This window comes from Phenylobacterium sp. P4_E10 (assembly GCF_056401675.1).
Map to the genome: position 1 here is coordinate 40,302 of NZ_JBFUIW010000012.1, position 19,062 is coordinate 59,363.

Annotated in this window: 14 protein-coding genes; 8 read left to right on the plus strand and 6 right to left on the minus strand. The window is 66.5% G+C overall.

Annotated features, from left to right (window positions below; genetic code table 11):
• Positions 1–26: 26 nt before the first annotated feature.
• Both AC1DQJ_RS14720 and AC1DQJ_RS14725 read right to left on the minus strand, forming a co-directional pair.
• Complete coding sequence (locus AC1DQJ_RS14720) at positions 27–476, minus strand: Cif family virulence factor (RefSeq protein ID WP_477604565.1); 450 nt, start codon at positions 474–476, stop codon at positions 27–29.
• A 57-nt stretch (positions 477–533) separates the two neighbouring features.
• Entirely contained in the window at positions 534–1,790 is a 1,257-nt protein-coding gene (locus tag AC1DQJ_RS14725) for a cytochrome P450 (protein ID WP_477604567.1), read from the minus strand.
• Between the two features lie 180 nt (positions 1,791–1,970).
• Here AC1DQJ_RS14725 and AC1DQJ_RS14730 point away from each other — a divergent pair, with 180 nt between their 5' ends.
• The gene (locus tag AC1DQJ_RS14730) at positions 1,971–3,320 is read left to right on the plus strand and encodes an FAD/NAD(P)-binding protein (RefSeq protein WP_477604569.1); all 1,350 of its coding nucleotides are present in this window, start codon (positions 1,971–1,973) and stop codon (positions 3,318–3,320) included.
• Here the strand turns inward: AC1DQJ_RS14730 and AC1DQJ_RS14735 are convergent.
• The 4 genes from AC1DQJ_RS14735 to AC1DQJ_RS14750 form a co-directional block, all read right to left on the minus strand.
• Entirely contained in the window at positions 3,317–4,018 is a 702-nt protein-coding gene (locus tag AC1DQJ_RS14735; protein WP_477604571.1) for a DUF2182 domain-containing protein, read from the minus strand. The two genes, AC1DQJ_RS14730 and AC1DQJ_RS14735, sit on opposite strands and share 4 nt — an antisense overlap.
• Before the next feature lie 107 nt (positions 4,019–4,125).
• A complete protein-coding gene (locus AC1DQJ_RS14740; protein ID WP_477604573.1) occupies positions 4,126–4,758 on the minus strand; it encodes a DUF1326 domain-containing protein in 633 nt (210 codons plus the stop codon).
• A gap of 82 nt (positions 4,759–4,840) precedes the next feature.
• The gene (locus tag AC1DQJ_RS14745; protein WP_477604575.1) at positions 4,841–6,133 is read right to left on the minus strand and encodes an MFS transporter; all 1,293 of its coding nucleotides are present in this window, start codon (positions 6,131–6,133) and stop codon (positions 4,841–4,843) included.
• 80 nt (positions 6,134–6,213) lie between these two features.
• The gene (locus tag AC1DQJ_RS14750) at positions 6,214–6,981 is read right to left on the minus strand and encodes a 2-keto-4-pentenoate hydratase (protein WP_477604577.1); all 768 of its coding nucleotides are present in this window, start codon (positions 6,979–6,981) and stop codon (positions 6,214–6,216) included.
• Between the two features lie 212 nt (positions 6,982–7,193).
• Here AC1DQJ_RS14750 and AC1DQJ_RS14755 point away from each other — a divergent pair, with 212 nt between their 5' ends.
• The 7 genes from AC1DQJ_RS14755 to AC1DQJ_RS14785 all read left to right on the plus strand — a co-directional run bounded on the left by AC1DQJ_RS14755 (position 7,194) and on the right by AC1DQJ_RS14785 (position 19,025).
• The gene (locus tag AC1DQJ_RS14755; protein WP_477604579.1) at positions 7,194–8,519 is read left to right on the plus strand and encodes a pectate lyase family protein; all 1,326 of its coding nucleotides are present in this window, start codon (positions 7,194–7,196) and stop codon (positions 8,517–8,519) included.
• Positions 8,520–8,589: 70 nt separating this feature from the next.
• Positions 8,590–9,645: a LacI family DNA-binding transcriptional regulator gene (locus AC1DQJ_RS14760; protein ID WP_477604581.1), complete on the plus strand. Its 1,056-nt coding sequence runs from the start codon at positions 8,590–8,592 to the stop codon at positions 9,643–9,645.
• Between the two features lie 99 nt (positions 9,646–9,744).
• Positions 9,745–13,122, plus strand: a complete 3,378-nt coding sequence (locus AC1DQJ_RS14765; RefSeq protein WP_477604583.1) for a hypothetical protein — start codon at positions 9,745–9,747, stop codon at positions 13,120–13,122.
• 112 nt (positions 13,123–13,234) lie between these two features.
• Positions 13,235–14,080 (plus strand): 5-dehydro-4-deoxy-D-glucuronate isomerase, encoded by an 846-nt coding sequence (gene kduI, locus AC1DQJ_RS14770; RefSeq protein ID WP_477604585.1) that lies wholly within the window; start codon positions 13,235–13,237, stop codon positions 14,078–14,080.
• Positions 14,081–14,087: 7 nt separating this feature from the next.
• On the plus strand, positions 14,088–14,843 hold the full coding sequence (gene kduD, locus AC1DQJ_RS14775) for a 2-dehydro-3-deoxy-D-gluconate 5-dehydrogenase KduD (RefSeq protein ID WP_477604587.1): 756 nt from the start codon (positions 14,088–14,090) through the stop codon (positions 14,841–14,843).
• Positions 14,844–15,088: 245 nt separating this feature from the next.
• Entirely contained in the window at positions 15,089–17,923 is a 2,835-nt protein-coding gene (locus tag AC1DQJ_RS14780; RefSeq protein ID WP_477604589.1) for a TonB-dependent receptor, read from the plus strand.
• 91 nt (positions 17,924–18,014) lie between these two features.
• A complete protein-coding gene (locus AC1DQJ_RS14785) occupies positions 18,015–19,025 on the plus strand; it encodes a sugar kinase (RefSeq protein WP_477604591.1) in 1,011 nt (336 codons plus the stop codon).
• Positions 19,026–19,062 lie beyond the last annotated feature (37 nt).

Here is a 19,062-nt window from a genome sequence, read left to right on the forward strand (position 1 = left end):
GCCGCCTCCCTGAATGCGGGAGCAGTCTAGCCGAATGACGGAAGGACAAGTCCAGGCCGTTCGTTGTCCCAGATCATCGACATGATCCACCAGCGGCCGTCGGCCTCGCGGAACAGCTGAATGGAGTTGACGCCGCGGCGCTCCGGCTCGCTGTCGCCAAGGGCCGTGCGGGCCTCGTAGGCGCTCCAGACGTGGGCCATGCTGCCGAACTCGTCGATCCGGCGGGCGATCTCGACCTCGTAGAAGTCGTTGGCGGTGAAGAAGGCCGCGACGTCGGCCTGGTAGTCCGCCGGGCCCATGATCTTCATCTGCGGGCGTCGGTCCTCGCCGATCCAGGTGCGGATCTGGCGGGAGTCAGGATGGAACACCTCGCCCTGCATCGCCCAGTCGCGCGGGCCGGCCGGGCCGGAGATCATGGCGTACATGGCGTCGACGACGGCGCCGATGTTGGTGGGATCGAACGGCAAGGTCTTCATACGAAAAGAGCCTAGGCCGGGGGCCTAGGCTCAACAATTCGTCGTCGACCAAATCGGTCACGCGCGCTTCGGAATGACCACCTTCATGGACTCGTAGCCCTTCACGAAGGTCGAGTAGCTGCGCTTGGGCTCGCTGACGACCTGGATGTCGGGGAAGCGCTTCATGATCTCTTCCCAGATGATCGTGAGCTGCAGCTCGGCCAGACGGTTGCCCACGCAGCGGTGGATGCCGAAGCCGAAGGACATGTGGTTCCGCGGCCGCTCGCGGTCGATGATGTAGTCGTTCGGCCGCTCGATGACTTCCTCGTCGCGGTTGCCCGAGACGTACCACATGACGACCTTGTCGCCTTCGCGGATCTTCTTGCCGCCGAACTCGATGTCCTGGGTCGCGCGGCGGCGCATATGGGCCAGCGGAGTCTGCCAGCGGATGGTCTCGGAGACCATCGAGGGGATCAGCGAGGGGTTCTCGCGCAGCTTCTTGTACTGGTCGGGGTTCTGGTTCAGCGCCAGGACCGAGCCGGAGATGGTGTTGCGCGTGGTGTCGTTGCCGCCGACCGTCAGCAGCACGACGTTCCCGAAGTACTCGCGCGGGCTCATGTCCCGCGTGGCTTCGCCATGGGCCAGCATGGAGATCAGGTCGCCCTGCGGCGGGGCGTTGACCCGCTGGTTCCACAGGTCGGTGAAGTAGGCGTGGTACTGGACGAAGATGTCCATCTTCTGCTGCAGGGTGTCGATCAGGCCGTGGCCGGGAACCGCGGTGACCACATCCGACCAGTAAGTCAGCTTGCGGCGGTCTTCCTGGGGCATGTCGAACAGGGTGGCCAGGGTCATGGCCGTCAGTTCCATCGACACCTTGTCGACCCAGTCGAACTCTTCGCCGATCGGCAGCGAGTCGAGGATCGCGGCGGCGCGTTCGCGGATCAGCGGGCCGAGCACCTGCAGGTTGGTCGGCGAGACGGCCGGGCTGACGGTCTTGCGCTGAACGTCGTGCTTGGGCGGGTCCATGGCGATGAACATGGGCAGAGGCCCTTCTTCACCGTCCTGGCTGGCGATGGTGATGCCCGGCTCGGACGAGAACACCTGGTGGTTCGTGTCCACCGCCATGATGTCGTTGTACTTGGTGATCGACCAGTAGGGCCCGTACTCGCTCTCGGCGGTGTAGTGGACCGGGTCTTCCTTGCGCAGGCGCTCGAAGTTCCACCACATCTCGTTGGACTGGAACAGCTCCGGCTGGGCCGGGTTGAGCTGGTCGAGCGGGGTCGAATAGGCCAACGCCCGGGCATCCTTGCTCAGATCGATATTGCCGTCGCTCATGTGAATCCTCCTCCGGTCCGAACGTCCTTGGTCTCGGCCAAAGATGACGCCAGCGTCAAGTTTTAACGCCAGTTTCGACGCCCGTCCCATCCGATCTGCGTTCGAATGCAGTTTTTCTGTCGTTTTAAAGTCCATAAAAATGATAGGAATTATGCTCGGAAGCGTTTTGGAGCAGGTTCAATGGCAGGTCGGCCGACAGTCGCGGTGATCGGTGCGGGGTTCTCGGGTCTGCTGACCGCGCTGCATCTTGCGGCCGATCCGGAAGGGCCGACGGTTCGCTTGATCGAGCGTTCGCGCGCCTTCGGGCGAGGCGCGGCCTATTCGACCGCCAATCCCGACCACCTGCTGAACGTGCGGGTAGCGAATATGAGCGCCTATCCTGACGATCCCGATCACTTCACCCGCTGGCTGGCCCGGCACGAGGGGTGGAGCTCGCACGGCGGTTTCGTCACACGCGGGGTCTATGGCGACTACTTGCAGGACCTGCTGCGCGAGGCGTTGGAGACGACGCCGCCGGGCCGCCTGCTGCTGGAGCAGGACGAGGCTGTGGACGTGCAGCGTTCCGGCGAGGGCTGGCGTGTGCGCCTGGCTCTTGGACGCGAGATCGAGGCTTCGGCGGTGGTGCTGGCGCTGGGTGTCCTACGGCCTGCGCCGCCGGCGGCCGCGGGCGAGGCGCTGCTCAAGTCGGGACGATACCTGGCCGATCCCTGGGATCCCAAGGCGAAGCTCGACGACGAGGTCGAGGACGTGCTGCTGCTGGGCACCGGGCTGACCATGATCGACGCCGCGGTCAGCCTTTGGCGGCCAGGTCGGAGGTTCTGGGCGATCTCGCGCAGGGGGCTGATCCCGCGGCCGCATGCGCCGACGGCGCTGAACGGGCCGGCGGTGGAACTGGGCGGTTCGCCGCGCCGGATGCTGCGGGCGGTGCGCGCCGCGGCCGGCGACGGTCAGTGGCGCGAGGCGATCGACTCGCTGCGCCCGCATGTGCAGGCGATCTGGCTGGGCTGGAGCCAGGCCCAGCGTCAGGCTTTCCTGCGCCACCTGCGGCCCTGGTGGGACGTGCATCGCCACCGGCTGTCGCCCAGTGTCGCCCGGCGGATCGGACTGCTGATGCGCGGGCGCGAGCTGGTGGTGCGGGCCGGCGAGGTCACCGGCCTGTCGGTGACCCGTGAGAATGTCGAGGTGACCTGGAGGCCGCGGGGCGCGCGGGTGCTGCGCAGGCTGTCCGTCGGGGCGGTGGTAAACTGTGCCGGACTGCTCGGCGATCTCGAGCAGGCCAGCGAGCCGTTGCTGAGAAAGCTGCTGGCGCGCGGGCATATTCGGCCCGATCCCTGCCGGCTGGGCGCCGAGGTGGACACCGGCTCGCGGCTCGTCGGCGCGGCCGGGCAGCCAGAAACGGGGCTCTACGCCGTCGGGCCGCTGACCCGCGGGGCGTTCTGGGAGATCACCTCCGTGCCGGACATCCGCAGCCAGGCAGCGGGCGCGGCCCAGGCGATCCTGAGCGGCCTGCGGCGGTCGGCGGCGGCTTAGGGGCCGGCCAGGGTCGCCAAACCCCAGATGATGAGCAAGGCTCCCGCGGCGCGGGCGATCCAGGGGCCGGGTGGGAAGGCCTTTTCGGCGAGGACCAGAAGGGCCAGAAGGGCGATCCAGAGCAGGTTCATCACTCCGCCGACGAACAGCAGGGTCATCAGCAGCCAGCAGCAGCCAAGGCAGTAAGCGCCGTGCAGGACGCCGAGCCGGAGGGCGCCGGACGCGTGCGGACGCCAGTGGCGAGCGAGGAAAGCGCCGGGAGCCCGGCAATGGGCCAGGCACGCCTGCTTCAGCGGCGTGAACTGGTGCAGGCCGGCGCCAATGAGGATCGCGGCCGAGAGCCAGCGGCTTTGCGATCCCATGCCCATCATGGCGATCAGGCCGGCGTGCTCGAGCCCCCATTGCAGCAGCGCGGCGGCGATCGAAAAGCCGAGCCATACCAGCAGGTAGCCGGCGGCGAAGGCGGTGGTGGGGGCGAGCTGCTGCAGATCTTGACCCGTGGCCGCGGCGTGATGATGGACGCGGGCGTAGAGCAGGATCGCCGGCGCGGCGCTGGGGGCCATCATGGCGATCATCATCGCCCACCACATGGCGATCAGCAGAGCCAGGGCCGCGAAGTTCCAGGCGTCGCCCGCCATGGCCATGGTCGGGGCCCGGTGCGGAAACAGCGACAGGGTGGTCATGTCCCAGGCGCTCATGCCCATACCGGCGCCGGCCAGGATGTAGCTCCAGGCCAGGAGGCAGAGAACCCCCAGGGCAATGAGCGTGATGAGACGATCGCGCCGAAGCAGGCGTTCGAGCCGCGTCAGGCGCGCACCACGCCGTTGTTGTTGAGGTGGAGGCGGGCGAACTGGCCGTAAGAGTCTTTGGTCGTGACCTTCACCGGACCGTCGGTCCGACTGGAGGCGCTGCCAATCTCGGCCACTGCGTACTCGAAGCCCTCGGGCAACACGATCTGGGCGCGGGAGGGCAGGCCGCTGACCTTGTTGCGGATCGGCTCGCCGGTGGTCTCGATGTAGTCTTTGACGAAGATGCGGCCCTGGCGACCGTCGACATCGAGCTCAAGCTCGATGGGCGTGAACACCGGCGGGTGCATGGTCGTGACCGTCGAGGCGTAGACCGCGAACATGGTCGCGAACGGAGCGGTGTCCTGCCCGGTCATGATCTTCAGCAGGGCGCCCCGCTGCTCGTCGCTGGCCGCTTCGTCGACGAAGGCGATGGCCTCGCCGTTGCCCTCGTGAATGGCGCCGGGCCACTTGAAGACGGCGGCTATCCGCAACGCGTCGAGCCGGATGTCGCCGTAGTGGCCCTGGTCGATCTGGATGCCGGCTACGGCGTGGCAGTGGCCCTTGTCAGGCAGAGCGTTGAACTGGCAGTTGCAGCCGTACTCGCAGGTGCAATTGACGAGTTCACGGCCCTTGAGCTCCCAAGGCGTCATGGCGACCTCCGTCCATCCATGCGAAGGGCGCAATCTAGACCTTCGCGAGGTCGCCGACCACCGTTCTGTGAATCCGGGCAGCCTACGCGGCCGCGAACTTCACGGGTTCCATCTTCGGCGTCAGCAGGTGCACGACCAGCACGGCCAGTAGATAGATGCAGCCGCAGACCGCGAAGATCGGCTCATAGCCGCCGGTGGTCTCCAGCACCTGTCCAACCGACTTGGCCATGATCATCCCGCCGATGCCGCCGAGCATCCCGCCGATGCCGATGACCGAGCCCACAGCGCTGCGTGGGAAGACGTCGCCGGGCAGGGTGTAGAGGTTGGCCGAGAACGCCTGGTGGGCGGCGGCGACCAGACCGACCACGACGGTGGCGAGCCACAGGCTGTGGATCTGGGTGATGAAGAAGTAGGGCAGGGTGGCCAGCGCGCAGACCAGCATGGTGATCTTGCGAGAAGCGTTCAGGCTGCGGCCCGACTTCATCATCTTGGAGGACATCCAGCCGCCGGCGACGCTGCCGACGTCGGAGATCAGGTAGACCGCCGCCAGGACGATGCCGAACATCGCCACGTTGAGATCGAAGGTCTTCTTGAAGAAGTCCGGCAGCCAGAACAGCAGCATCCACCAGACGGGGTCGATCAGGAACTTGCCGATCGCATAGGCCCAGGTCTCGCGCTTGGGCAGGACGCTGAACCAGCCGACCTTCACGTCGGTGTCCTCGGGGTCCTGGCGGATGTGGGCTAGCTCGGCAGCGTTGACCTTCTTTTCCTGCTCGGGCGAGCGGTACATGACCAGCCAGGCGACGATCCAGAACATGCCGATCACGCCGGTGATGATGAAGGCGGCGCGCCAGCCGTAGGCGAGCATGATCGCTGGCGCGACCAGCGGGGTGATCACCGCGCCGATATTGGCCCCGGCGTTGAAGATGCCGGTGGCGAAGGCGCGTTCCTTCTTGGGGAACCACTCGGTGACCGCCTTGACCCCGCCCGGGAAGTTGCCGCCCTCGCCGACGCCGAGCAGCAGCCGGACGAGGAAGAACTGCTGCAGGGTACTGGCCCCGGCGTGGGCGATGTGGGCGATCTGCCAGATCACGAAGGCCGCGGCGTAGCCGATCTTGGCTCCGACCCGGTCGACGAAGGCGCCGAACAGCAGGTAGGAAACCGCGTAGGCGGCCTGGAAATAGAAGACGATGTCGGCGTAGTTGGTCTCGCTCCAGCCCATCTCATCGGACATGAAGGGCTTGAGCACGCCGAGCATCTGGCGGTCGACGTAGTTGATGACCACCGCCGTGAACAGCAGGGCGCAGATCACCCAGCGGCGGCGCGTCATGGTCGCGTCTTGGGCCGCGGGCGCGGCTTCGGCTGCGGTCGTCATCAGTTCGTTCCCAACCCCGGCGACTGATTTGCTCACGGCCCTCGCGCCGTCGCCAGGCGCGCCGGGTTCAGTTTGGTCTCTCAGACGGTCGGCGTCGCCGCCACCGCCACACAGCGGATTTCGCCATAGCCTTCGAAGCGCACGGCGCCTTCCTGGCCCGGCAGGATGTCGTGGATGCCCGCGGCCGCCCCGGTGCAGATGTACATGCCCTGACGCAGAGGACGCCCGCGCCGCGCCAGATTTTCCGCCAGCAGCCGCACCGACTCGACCGGGCCGCCGGGCAGCACGAAGGCGCCGCCCTGGCCAAGCATCTGGCCGCTTATCAGAGTCTCGCAGCGCAGCTCTTCCAGGGCGCGCGAGCGCCAGTCGGGGATCTCCTGCCCGACCATCAGGCCCGCGTTGTTGCCAAAATCCGACACCACGGCCGTCGGGCCAAGGATATTGATGCTGGCTAGCGGGCTGCCTGCCGGCTCCATGCCGATGTGCATGGCCGCGATCAGGTCGGCGGCCTCGTCCGTGGTCCAGTCGAGCTTGCCGGCGGGGGCGTCGCGGCCGATGCGGGCCACATACTCGGCCTCGACCGCGGCGAAGCCGCCGACGAAGACCGGGAACGGAGTCACGTCGCCGGGCTGCACGTGCCAGAGCGCCCGACGGAACACCGGGCCGAAGATGCGCGGCGCCTTGAGGCGCGGCTCGTGCTCGGGCGGGACGCGGCCGACCTTCCAGCCGACCACATCGTCGTCCCACAGATCGAGCGCCGCATCCTGGATGCGGTAACCGGTGGCAAGATCGGTCGGCAAAACACCGGGGAAATCGGGAAGAGCGCGCAGGGCGCGGCGCGCCTGCACGAATCGTTCAGCGACGGAGCGAACGGGATAGGCCTCGGCAGCATCCGCCGTTCCAACGCTCAAACCGATTTCCCTCCCGCTGCGTCGCCCTTGAAGGCGCTATTGTCTCTAAAGGAAACCGGTGTCATTTTCAAATCAAGCCCAAATCGGCGGCGTTGCGGACAATCGGTTCCGTCGGCGAGAATGGGCGCGCTCAGGGAGGCGGGAAGACGTTGCGTAAGGTCTTGGGGTTGGCCGTTGCGGCCGCGTTGTCGGTTGCGCCCGTGATGGCGATGGCGGCGGAGAAGGCGTTTCCTGAGGCCCTGGGCTGGGCAGCCAAGACGCCGGGCGGACGGGGCGGTCAGATCCTCAAGGTGACGACCCTAGCCGCCGACGGCCCGGGATCGTTCAAGGCCGCGGTCGAAACCAAAGGGCCGCGGATCGTGGTGTTCGAAGTCGGCGGCGTGATCGACCTGGGGGTGAAGACCCTGACGATCCGCGAGCCTTTCCTGACCATCGCCGGCCAGACCGCCCCTTCGCCGGGGATCACCCTGATCCGTGGCGGCGTCGACATCGCCACTCACGACGTAGTGGTGCAGCACCTGCGCGTGCGCGCCGGGGAAGCTGGGCAGCCGAAGAAGAGCGGCGGGGACTTCGATTCGATCTCCACCCAGGGCGTCGCGTACAACATCCTGATCGACCACAATTCGCTGACCTGGGGGACCGACGAGAACCTCTCAGCGTCAGGGCCGCGTTTTGTCGGCAAGACGCCGGACGAGTGGCGGGCGGGGACCTCGCGGTCGATCACCTTCTCGAACAACATCGTCGCCGAGAGCCTGGGCTATGCGACCCACGCCAAGATCGAGCACTCCAAGGGCAGTCTGATCCACGACAACGTCACCGACATCCTGATCGTCGGGAACCTCTACGCCCACAACTACGAGCGCAATCCGCTGTTCAAAGGCGGGGTGCGCGGAGTGATCGCCAACAACCTGATCTTCAACCCAGGCCAGCGGGCGATTCACTACAACCTGATGGCGGCCGAATGGGGCAATGAGCCCTGGCAGGTCGGCCAGGTGGTGGCGGTCGGCAACGTGTTGCGCGGGGGCCAGGACACGCCGGTGGACCTGCCGTTCTTCCAGATCGGCGGCTATGGCGACGTGGAATTCTACGGCAAGGACAACATCGCGGTGGACCGCTTTGGCAAGCCGCTGCCGATGTTCGGCCGCTATACGACCGCGCCGGCCAGGATCATCGAGGTGAAGAAGCCGCCGCTATGGCCCGAGGGGTTCACCGCCATGCCGGCCGAGCAGGTGCAGCTGTCGGTACTGACCAATGTCGGCGCCCGGCCCTGGGACAGGGACGCCGACGACGTGCGGCTGCTGGCCGACGTCGCCGAGGGGCGCGGCGAGATCATCAATTCCGAACAGGACCTGCACGGATATCCGCAGCAGAAGGAGTCCCGCCGGCCGTTCAACGAGGCCGATTGGAACCTGCAGGACATGACGCCGAAGCGCCGGGATTTGCTGGATTCCGGCGCCAAGGCGCGGGGCACCTGAGCTCTCTGTGGCCGGATTACTTGGCGGCTCCGCAAGGCGCAGGCTATGAACGGGTAACGAACAGGGCGGGATGACGGCGATCGTGGCGCGCGAGACAGGTACCAAGTCGGCCCCGGCCGCCCGGCCCACCATCAACGACGTCGCCCGCATGGCGGGGGTTTCGAAGAAGACCGTCTCGCGGGTCATCAATGAGAGCCCGTTCGTAAAGGAAGACACCCGCAAAGCCGTCCAGGCGATCATCCGCGAGACCGGCTACACCCCGGACCCGCAGGCGCGAGGCCTGGCCTTCCGGCGCTCGTTCCTGATCGGGCTGATCTACGACAACCCCAATCCGCAGCACACGGTCAGCCACCAGCAGGGACTTCTGGACGCCATGGCGGGCTCCGGGTTCGAGCTGGTGGTTCGCCCGGTGGACCGCACCAGCCCGCGGCTCCTGGACGAGATGCGAGCCTTCATCGAGCGCCAGAAGCTGTACGGCGTGGTGCTGCCCTCGCCGGTCTCGGAAAACGAGCAACTGGTGGAACTGCTGAAGGAACTGGACTGCCGCTATGTGCGGATCGCTTCTGTGCCGATGGACGAGGCCGACCGCATGGTGGTCAGCCATGACGGCGAGGGGGCGGCCCAGGCCGCGCGCCACCTGGCCGATCTTGGCCACACCCGCATCGCCCTGATCTCCGGCCCGCCGACCTTCCGCTCCTCGCAGGAGCGCAAGAAAGGGTTCGAGCGCGGTCTGGCCGAACGCGGCCAGAAGCTGGCGCCGGACTATGACCGGCAGGGCGCCTATACCTATGATTCCGGCATGGCGGCGGCTCATGAGCTGTTCGCCCTGGATCAACCGCCGACAGCGATCTTCTGCCTCAACGACGAGATGGCGGCCGGGGCCTACATCGCCGCCCACGAGCGCAAGATCGACATTCCGGGCCAGGTGTCGATCGTCGGCTTCGACGATGCGCCGATCGCCTCGCGCCTGTGGCCGACGATGACCTCGGTGCGCCTGCCGCTGCGCGAGATGGGCCGGGTGGCCGGCGAGAAGCTGGTGCCCAATCCGATGCGCGACAAGCCGGCGGTTTGGCCCGAGATCGAGCCGGAACTGATCGTCCGCAACTCCACCGGCGCCCCGGCCTAGGCAATTCCACCGAGCGTCTCGTCGCATTGATCGCAAATCGCGTGCGCGCGCCCTGTGCGACCGCCACCCGCTGTCAGGGTAATGGCGGGGAGTGCGGGCATGCGGCGGAAGCTGGCGGCGATCGGACGGGTGTTGTGTGCGGCGCTGGTGACGGCGAGCCTGCTGGCGCAGCCGGCCTACGCCTGGAAGCCGAACACCCACGTCTATCTTGCCAACATCGTGCTTCGCGACGTCGTCGACGACGGCAAGGTGACGATCTACGAAACCGACTACGCCAGCGGAAAGGTCGTGGGGCAGCTCGGATCCTTCGAGGTCAATCCTGCCATCGTCGCCGCGCTTCGCGCGAAGCCGGATCAATTCCGGGCCGGTGTTGTCGGACCCGACGCCTATCCCGACATGCTCACCGGGCAATCGGTGATCCATCCCGGCGGCAGCCTCAGCCTGCTCGGCAGTCCGGCCAGTGGCGAAGCGCCGAGCGCCCCCGGGGCGGACGCCTGGATGACACAGCTCTGGCGGAAGGCCTACGGCCCGCTGTCGCCAATGCAGCAGGCAGTCGAAACGGTTCGCGGAATGCAGCTGCTGGTGCCGCGCTACGATACCCCGGAGGTCCGCGCGTTCGTCGCCGGGTTCCTGACGCACGGGGCCGGCGACATGTTCATGCACACGTTCGTGAACCACTATGCCGGCGGCCCATTCACCATCCAGCCGGACCCGACGAACGCTGTGAAGCACATCGTGCTTGAGGGCTATGTCGGCCTGCGCACCCCCGAAATTACCGACGGCAATGTCAGCATCGACGGCGTCGACCGATTCATACATCGCGAGATGGTCTCGGGGCGGCCGGAGACGATCCTCTACGACCGTCTCCTGAAGGGAGAGGGCAAGGGTAACTCGGTCCCGGCGATGTTCTCCAAACTGCGCCGCGACCTGCAGCGCGACGTCGACTCGTATGAACGTGAGCGCATGTCGCGCTCTGGGCCTTCGCGCCTGGCGTGGGCCACGGTTAATGGGCCGTTGGCGGAGTACAAGAAGGCCTGGATCGAGGACATCGACGACGGGCTGCGGGCCTGGCCGGCCGTCTCGCATGAGCTCGGCAAGGCGCTGGTCTACAACCCGAACGGCGGGGTGGACGTGAATCACGCCAAGGCGGTCGCCTCCAAGTACGCTGAAGACCACCTTGTCAGCATGGCCGGCGTGCCGGACGCGGCGGTCGCTTCGGTAGCGTTCATCAACAAGATCCTCTCAGCCAGTCTGCCGCCGCCGTTGGACAAGTTTTTGGACGAACTCAAGCGCATGCCGCTTGACGCCATGGTCAAGGACGCGACGGGTAAAACGCTCGACGAGTGGGCCGGCCTCATGAAAGCGCCGACGGAGCATTTCGAGTCCGAGCTGAACCAGCCTGGCGGCGCCACTGCCGGGCATCGTGAAAATCTGATCACCCTGGCCGATTTCACCGTCAAGGTTCTCGGGATTGACGATCCGCGCGCTCGCAACATGGGGCTGCGGTTCGAGGTCAACAAGTTCCCGCCGGCCTTCAACACCGTGCAGATGACCAAGCTGGCCTTCCTCAGCGAGAAGGGCATGACCGACCTGCTGGCCGCCCTGAAGGCCAAGGGCGCCGACGTGCCCGCCAAACCGGATGTGACCGGCAATTATGAAAGCGCCATGCTCGGCTTTCTCACGTCCATGGATGCGGACAACGAATGGCAGGGCCTTGGCAGCAAGCCGGGAGAGGTGAGCCGCCGGTCGTCGTTCCTGGCGCGCAACGGCGCGGCGGCCTGGAAGAAACTGTTCATGCGGCAGATTGGCGAGCGCGCCGACTGGCCGGGCACGACGGCCTCGACCACCGACCCTGTGAGCGACACCGGGTTCCAGCAGATCGAGCAGTGGGCGGTGCGGATCGACAAAGTCGAGTATGACGCCTCCGCCGGCGGCAAGGGCGCCAACGTCACAGTGAGCGCCACCTTCCGCAACGACAGCGCCGAGCAGATGTACTTCACCGACAAGAGCATGCGCACGACGCTCGACCGCACCAGCGGCGGGACCGTAGGAGCGATCAATCTCACCAACCGGTACAAGGACCAGGCCTCGCTGCCGCCCTGGCACTACATGACGGGAAATCCTGTCCCGCTGAAGGGGCGGGTCGCCGTCCAATATGTCTATGCGGTCGGAGATCAGAAGGCGCAGAGCGAGGTCTTCCAGTGGACGGTGATCGAGCAGAAGCGGAAGAGCGCCCTGCAGCCGCTGCTGATGGTCGACGGCAAGACCATCAAGATCCCCGTCACGAAACTGGCCATCGAGGGCAGCCCCGCCCCGACGCCGCAGGCTGCGGTCGATCCCGCCCTACTGAAGGCGCTGGAAGGCGTCTACCGAACCAACCGCAGGACCTTGCTGACCCTGAAGGTCGAGAACGACAAGCTGGTCGGGCGCGCGATCAACGACTACGTGCCGAAGAATGAGCGCGAGCAATTGAGCCTGAGCCTGATGGCGGACGGGTCGCTGCAGGGGCAATGGTTTGAGTTCATCGGCGTACAGAAGCAATGGATCGACCTGAAAATCAGTTTCGCGGCCGACAACAACAGCTTCTCCGGCCTCGGGACATACAGGTTCTCGCCGCTCGACCCGCCGCTCGAGTACAAGGGCGAGCGGGTCGGCGGCGAGGGCGGCGACGGCGGCAAAGGAGCGGACGGCTTCATCTCGGGCGGCTATTTCGCGATGCGCGTGGATGCGGTGGCCCGGCAGCCGAACAAGCTGTTGATGAAGCCGGTCGAGGTGATGATGACGGCCCGCAACACCCAAGGCGGCCGCCGTGGAATTTGGTACACTGAAACCAGCTACACCCTGCTGGGTTCTGACGGTGTAGAGTACAAACACGACGGCAACAGCTATGGCCGGACAGGCGCTGAGCGGATGACCGCAACCGTCTGGCTTGAGAAGGACGAGCAGGGCGCCGTCACCTATGTGTTCCCTCAGGTCCCGGTGATCGTGAAGCCCGTCAAGCTGATTGGTCGCGAGAAGGGCAAGACGGTCCTCGAACTCGACCTTGCGAACGCGCCTGAAAGCCGTGGCGCCGCTTCCAGCGCCGGTAGCGGCGGGGTTGCGGCCGGCGAGCCGGTCACCCTAGGGCAGCTCGAGGGCAAGCTGGTATCGCTCAACCGCGGCGCCGACCGCGATTGGGAGGCGGTGGTCTCGTACAAGAACACAGGCCAGACGCAGGTGAAGCTCTGGGATGTGGCCGCGGCGCTCTACGACGCCAATTCCGAGACGCGCCGTAATCACGGCGACTTCTATTACCCGGAAGCGGGCCGTCGACGGATCGGGACGACGATCGTTGTCCCGCCTGGCGGCGAGATGAAGGTCAAATACTGGTTCACCCAGTCCGCCAACCTGAAGCCGGTCCGGTATCGGCTGCAGGATTCCCAGACAGGCCAGGATGGGTCGATCCCGACGACCATGCTGCCGGACGGTGATCGCTAGGGAGGCGCAGTAGGAGGCTCCGCACGGAGCCTCCTACTGATTGCCTCGGGAATTGACACCGGTTACCATGCGCCCAATCGAGCGTAAGGCTCGCGAGTTGGGAAACGCCGTCATGTTCAAGAAAACCTTTCACGCCACCCATCCGGACATGATGAAGGGGGTCGACAACGACACCTTGCGCGACCGCTATCTGGTGCAGGATCTGTTCGCACCCGGCCAGGTGACCCTGAACTACAGCCACAACGAGCGCTTCGTAATCGGCGGCGCCGCGCCGGCCGGCCAGGCGCTCAAGCTGCCCGAACAGACCGAACCAGCCAGCGCCGCGGGCCATCCGTTCCTGGAGCGGCGCGAACTGGGCGCGGTCAATGTCGGCGGCGCCGGCAAGATCACCGTCGACGGCCAGGCCTTCGACATGGCCCCGCGCGACGGCCTCTACATTTCGATGGGTTCGAAGGACGTGGTGTTCGAGAGCGCCGACGCGGCGAACCCGGCCAAGTTCTACCTGGCCTCGACGCCGGCCCATAAGGTCTGTCCGATCACCAAGATCGCGATCTCGCAGGCCAATCCGCTGGAGCGCGGGAGCCCCGAGCAGTCCAACGAGCGGACCATCTATCAGTACATCATCCCGGGGGTCTGCGAGTCCGCCCAGCTGCTGCTGGGGGTGACCTTCCTGAAGCCCGGCAGCGTGTGGAACACCATGCCGCCGCACCTGCATGACCGCCGCTCGGAGGTCTATTTCTACTTCGACCTGGCAGGGGACAATAAGGTCTTCCACTTCATGGGCGAGCCGGACGCCATGCGTCACATCGTGGTCGGGGCGGATGAAGCGGTGATCAGCCCGCCGTGGTCGATCCACATGGGCGCCGGCACCTCGAACTACGGCTTCATCTGGGCCATGGGCGGGGAGAACCTCGACTACACGGACATGCACGTCCTCGACATCTGCCAGCTGAAGTAGGCCGCCCATGTCGCCGTTCGATCTATCCGGCAAGGTGGCGGTGGTCACCGGCGCCAACACTGGCCTGGGCCAGGGCGTGGCCGAAGCCCTGGCCGCCGCCGGCGCGGACATCGTCGCCGTCGGCCGCACGCCGCCGCAGGAGACTCAGGTCGCGGTCGAGAAGCTGGGGCGGCGTTTCCACGCCGTTTCGGCGGATCTGTCCTCGATGGAGCCGATCGAGCGGATCGTCGCAGAGGCGGTGGAGCAGTTCGGCGCGATCGACATCCTGGTCAACAACGCCGGGATCATCCGCCGCAACGACGCCCTCGAGTTCACCGAGGACGACTGGGACGCGGTGATGAACGTGAACCTGAAGACCACCTTCTTCCTGACCCAGGCAGTCGCCCGCCGGATGCTGGAGCAGGGCAGGGGTGGCAAGATCATCAATATCGCCTCGTTGCTGTCCTTCCAGGGCGGCATCCGGGTCGCCTCCTATACGGCCAGCAAGAGCGGGATCGCGGGGGTCACCAAGCTGCTGGCCAATGAGTGGGCGGCCAAGGGGATCAACGTCAACGCCATCGCCCCGGGCTACTTCGTGACCAACAACACCGAGGCCCTGCGCGCCGATGAGGGGCGTAGCCGCGACATCCTGGCGCGCATTCCCGCCGGGCGCTGGGGATCGCCGGACGACCTGGGCGGCGCGGCCGTTTTCCTGGCGTCGCGAGCGGCGGACTACGTGCACGGCACGGTGGTCGCCGTGGATGGCGGCTGGCTGGGGCGTTAGCCTCAGTCGGTGAAGCATGGGCGCCGAATTTCGCTAGAGCGGCGCCTTGATCACACTTTCACCAGCTCTGCCTTGAAAGGCGGCCGACCGGTCTTGCGAGCGTGAAGAAATCGTGGCTAACTCGAGTTGCTACCGGTGTCAAAGAGACCGCCTCGTGATGACACCGGTGTCAGAAAATGGAACGGCCGGAGAGCCAGTCTCGACCGCAACAGCGGCGCGGCCTATCCGGGGTAGGGAGGGAAACTATGGCTACGAGAACGAAGTCGCGCGCCCTGTTGGGCAGCGCATCCCTGGTTGCGCTCACCCTGGCTGCGGCCGCGAGCCCGGCCATGGCGGAGGCCCCTGCCGCGGCGCCGGCTGCGGGCGAGGTCGAAGAACTGGTCGTCACCGGTTTCCGCGGCAGCCTGCAGCAGGCCCTCAATATCAAGCGTGACTCGGCGGTCGCCTCGGACGCGATCCTGGCCGAAGACATCGGCAAGTTCCCTGACCTCAATCTGTCGGAGTCGATCCAGCGCATCTCCGGCGTGGCGATCACCCGTGAAGGCGGCGAAGGCCGTCAGATCTCGGTCCGCGGTCTGGGCCCGCAGTTCACCCGTGTGCGCATCAACGGCATGGAGGCGCTGACCACCGCCGGCGGCACCGACGCCAACGGCGGCACCAACCGCGGCCGCGGCTTCGACTTCAACATCTTCGCTTCGGACCTGTTCAACTCGATCACGGTCCAGAAGACGGCGTCGGCGGAGACCGAAGAGGGTTCGCTGGGCGCGACCGTCGACCTGCGTACCGCGCGGCCGTTCGACTATCCGGGTTTCAAGGCCGCCGCCTCGGCCCAGGCCAGCTACAATGACCTCAGCAGCGAGACGAGCCCGCGCCTGGCCGGGATGATTTCCAACACCTGGGCCGACGGCACGTTCGGCGCCCTGGTCTCGGTCGCCTACACCAAGCGCAAGCTCACCGACGAGGGGACTTCAACGGTGCGCTGGGCGACCGGCAACGCCTTCGCGCCCGGCTTCGAGAGCGCGCCGGCCGGCGGCCCGACCCTGGCCCAGCTGAACTCGGCCTTCCACCCGCGCTTCCCGCGCTTCGACCAATACGAGCAGGAGCAGGAGCGCCTGGGCGCGACGGTCTCGCTGCAGTGGGCGCCGAGCGACAAGACCCAGGTCTCGTTCGACTTCCTCTACGCCGATCTCGACGGCACACGCGAAGAGCGGTTCCTGGAGGCGCCGTCCTTCAGCGTCGGCGGGGCCTGCACCGTCGCCAACCGCCCGACCACCTGCGGCATCGCCGACACCAATGTCCTGGCCGGGGTGATCGACGCCAACAACACGCTGATTTCGGGGACGTTCGATGACGTCGACCTGCGGGTCGAGGACCGCTTCGACGAACTGTCGACCGAGTTCACGCAGTACTCGCTCGATTTCGTCCACGAGTTCACAGACAGCCTGCGCCTGCATGCGCTCGCCGGTCACTCGAAGTCGGACCACGATAACCCGGTCCAGACCACGCTGACCTGGGACCAGTTCAACGTCGACGGCTACTCCTACGACTACAGCCAGGGCCGCGTGCCGCTGATCAATTACGGGACGGCGAACCTGACCGATCCGGCCGCCTGGCGTCTGACCTCGGTGCGTCTGCGTCCGCAGACAGCGGTCAACACCTACGACACCGTCCAGGCTGACATTCAGTATGATCTGACCGACGTTCTGACGGTGAGCGGCGGGCTGTCCTGGAAGGCTTACGACTTCGAAACTACGGAACTGCGCCGCTCAAACGGCACATCGACCAACCAGGAGTCGGTGGTCCCGGCCGCGGTCCTGGCCATTCCGACCTCGACCTACGCCAAGCTGGTCGACTTCCCAGGCGATGGCCTGGACATGCCGGCGGGCAACGCCACGGCCTGGGTGGTTCCCGACCTTGGCGTCGCGATGGACCTGCTGTCGCTCAACGACCAGACGGCGTTCGGCGGGGCGTGGCGCCTCGGCCCTGAACCGGCGCTGGGCAACAACCGGTCGGTCGCCGAAGAAGACAAGGGCGGCTTCGTCCAGGTCGACTTCTCCACCGAGCTCTGGTCGATGCCGTTCCGCGGCAACTTCGGCGTTCGCTACGTGCGCACCGAGCAGAGCGCGACGGGCTACACCTACGTCTCCGGTTCGGCCGTGCCGATCACCGTGGATCGCACCTACGACGACACCTTGCCGTCGATGAACGTGGTGCTCGAGCCGGTCGAAGGCTTCCTGGTCCGCTTCGGTGCGGCGCAGACCATGTCGCGGCCGGATCTCGGCAGCCTGACCCCAGGTGCGACCATCAGCGTCTCGGGCGCCAACCGCTCGGTCACCGCCGGCAACCCGAACCTCGACCCGTTCCGGGCCAAGGCCTACGACCTGTCGTTCGAGTGGTACTACACGCCGGAAGCCCTGGTGAGCCTGGCGCTGTTCCGCAAGGACGTCGACTCGTTCGTCCAGACCTTGAGCACGACCAGCACCTTCAGCGACAACCCGTTCGGTCTGCCGGACTCGGTCGCCATCGCCGCCTGCGGCACGACCCCGGGCTGCAGCCCGTCCTCGTCGTGGAGCTTCTCGGCGCCGCGCAATACGCCGGGCGGCACCGTGGAGGGCTACGAGCTGACCTTCCAGCAGCCCCTGAGCTTCCTGCCGGGCCTGCTGGCCAACCTCGGCGTGCTGGCGAACTACACCTATGTGAAGTCGGAGATCGACTATCTCAACGCCGCCGGCGCGGTGATCGCGACCAACGACATCACCGGCTTGTCGCGCAAGTCCTGGAACGCCACGCTCTACTACGAGGACGACCAGTGGTCGGGCCGTGTGTCGGGCAGCTACCGCGACATGTACCTGACCCGCGTACCGGGGCAGGAAGCCGGCACCGAGTATGACGGCACCAACGAGACGTTGAATATCGACGCCTCGCTGACCTACTCGTGGAACGACAATCTCAAGTTCACGGTAGAGGGGGTCAACCTCACCGACGAGGTTTCCGACCAGTTCGTCGGCGCGGCCAACCGGGTGCAGTTCTACCACCACACGGGGCGCGAGTTCCTGGTTGGGGTCCGCTACACCTACTAGAGTTGGCGACCGGGCAACCGAGAGAGCTGACGGCGACGCGCCGGGATCCGAGCCCTGGCGCGTCGCTCTGTTTCTGAGGAGATCATAAGGGGTGCAGGGTCAGGGGCGGATCGTCTGTTTTGGCGAAATCCTTGTGCGGCTGTCGGCTCCGGAGGGCGAGTTCCTGCTGCAGTCGCCAAGCCTGAAGGCCTGCTTCGGCGGGGCCGAGGCCAACGTCGCGGTTTCGCTGGCCAGGTTTGGCCACCAGGCGGCGATGCTGTCGGTCGCGCCGGACAACGCCCTGGGTCGGGCCGGTGTTGATGAGCTGCGCCGCTATGGGGTCGACACCTCGCAGGTGTCGTTCCTGCCAGGACGGCAGGGACTCTACTTCCTGACCCCCGGCGTGGGGCAACGGCCTTCACAGGTGCTCTATGACCGGGCGGCTTCGGCCTTCGCCCTGAACGCCGGCGCTATGGACTGGGATGGCGCCCTGTCAGGCGCCGAGTGGCTGCACGTCTCGGGCGTCACCGCGGCGATCGGGCCGCAGACCGCCCAGGCGGCGGTCGCCGCTGTCAGGGCCGCGCGGCGACTGGGCCTGAGGGTCTCGTTCGACTGCAACTACCGCGCAAGCCTGTGGCAGGCCTGGGGCGGCGATGCGCCGGCGATCCTCGGCGAGTTGCTGACGAACGCCGACCTAGTGTTTGGCGACCACCGCGACATCGCCCTGGTGCTGGGGACGGCCTTCGAGGGCGCTGATCCGCGCCAGCAGGCGGCGGCGGCGGCCTTCGCCGCCTATCCGGACTTGAGGCTGATGGCCTGCACGGGCCGCACCCAGCATACGGTCAGCCATCACGACCTCTGCGGTTTCCTGTTCGCGCGCGGCCAAGCCTGGAGCACGGGCAGTCGGCCGCTGAACCCGATCATCGACCGCATCGGCGGCGGCGACGCTTTCGCCGCCGGCCTGATCCATGGCCTGCGGCTCGGCATGGCGGAGCAACAGGCTCTCGAATTCGCGGTCGCCGCCGGGGCGCTGAAACACGGCGTCGTTGGAGACTTCAACCTGGCGACCCTTGCCGATGTTGAGGCGTTGCTCGCCGAGGGCGGCCTCGACGTCCGTAGATGACGGAAGTTTAATACAGAGCGCCGTTCGCTCAGGCCTG

What these genes read in the sequence shown, in the direction of transcription:
- AC1DQJ_RS14720 (WP_477604565.1), bottom strand. Translation starts at nt 476, where the DNA reads ATGAAGACCTTGCCGTTCGATCCCACCAACATCGGCGCCGTCGTCGAC.
- AC1DQJ_RS14725 (WP_477604567.1), bottom strand. Translation starts at nt 1,790, where the DNA reads ATGAGCGACGGCAATATCGATCTGAGCAAGGATGCCCGGGCGTTGGCC.
- AC1DQJ_RS14730 (WP_477604569.1), top strand. Translation starts at nt 1,971, where the DNA reads ATGGCAGGTCGGCCGACAGTCGCGGTGATCGGTGCGGGGTTCTCGGGT.
- AC1DQJ_RS14735 (WP_477604571.1), bottom strand. Translation starts at nt 4,018, where the DNA reads ATGAGCGCCTGGGACATGACCACCCTGTCGCTGTTTCCGCACCGGGCC.
- AC1DQJ_RS14740 (WP_477604573.1), bottom strand. Translation starts at nt 4,758, where the DNA reads ATGACGCCTTGGGAGCTCAAGGGCCGTGAACTCGTCAATTGCACCTGC.
- AC1DQJ_RS14745 (WP_477604575.1), bottom strand. Translation starts at nt 6,133, where the DNA reads ATGACGACCGCAGCCGAAGCCGCGCCCGCGGCCCAAGACGCGACCATG.
- AC1DQJ_RS14760 (WP_477604581.1), top strand. Translation starts at nt 8,590, where the DNA reads ATGACGGCGATCGTGGCGCGCGAGACAGGTACCAAGTCGGCCCCGGCC.
- AC1DQJ_RS14765 (WP_477604583.1), top strand. Translation starts at nt 9,745, where the DNA reads ATGCGGCGGAAGCTGGCGGCGATCGGACGGGTGTTGTGTGCGGCGCTG.
- kduI (WP_477604585.1), top strand. Translation starts at nt 13,235, where the DNA reads ATGTTCAAGAAAACCTTTCACGCCACCCATCCGGACATGATGAAGGGG.
- kduD (WP_477604587.1), top strand. Translation starts at nt 14,088, where the DNA reads ATGTCGCCGTTCGATCTATCCGGCAAGGTGGCGGTGGTCACCGGCGCC.
- AC1DQJ_RS14780 (WP_477604589.1), top strand. Translation starts at nt 15,089, where the DNA reads ATGGCTACGAGAACGAAGTCGCGCGCCCTGTTGGGCAGCGCATCCCTG.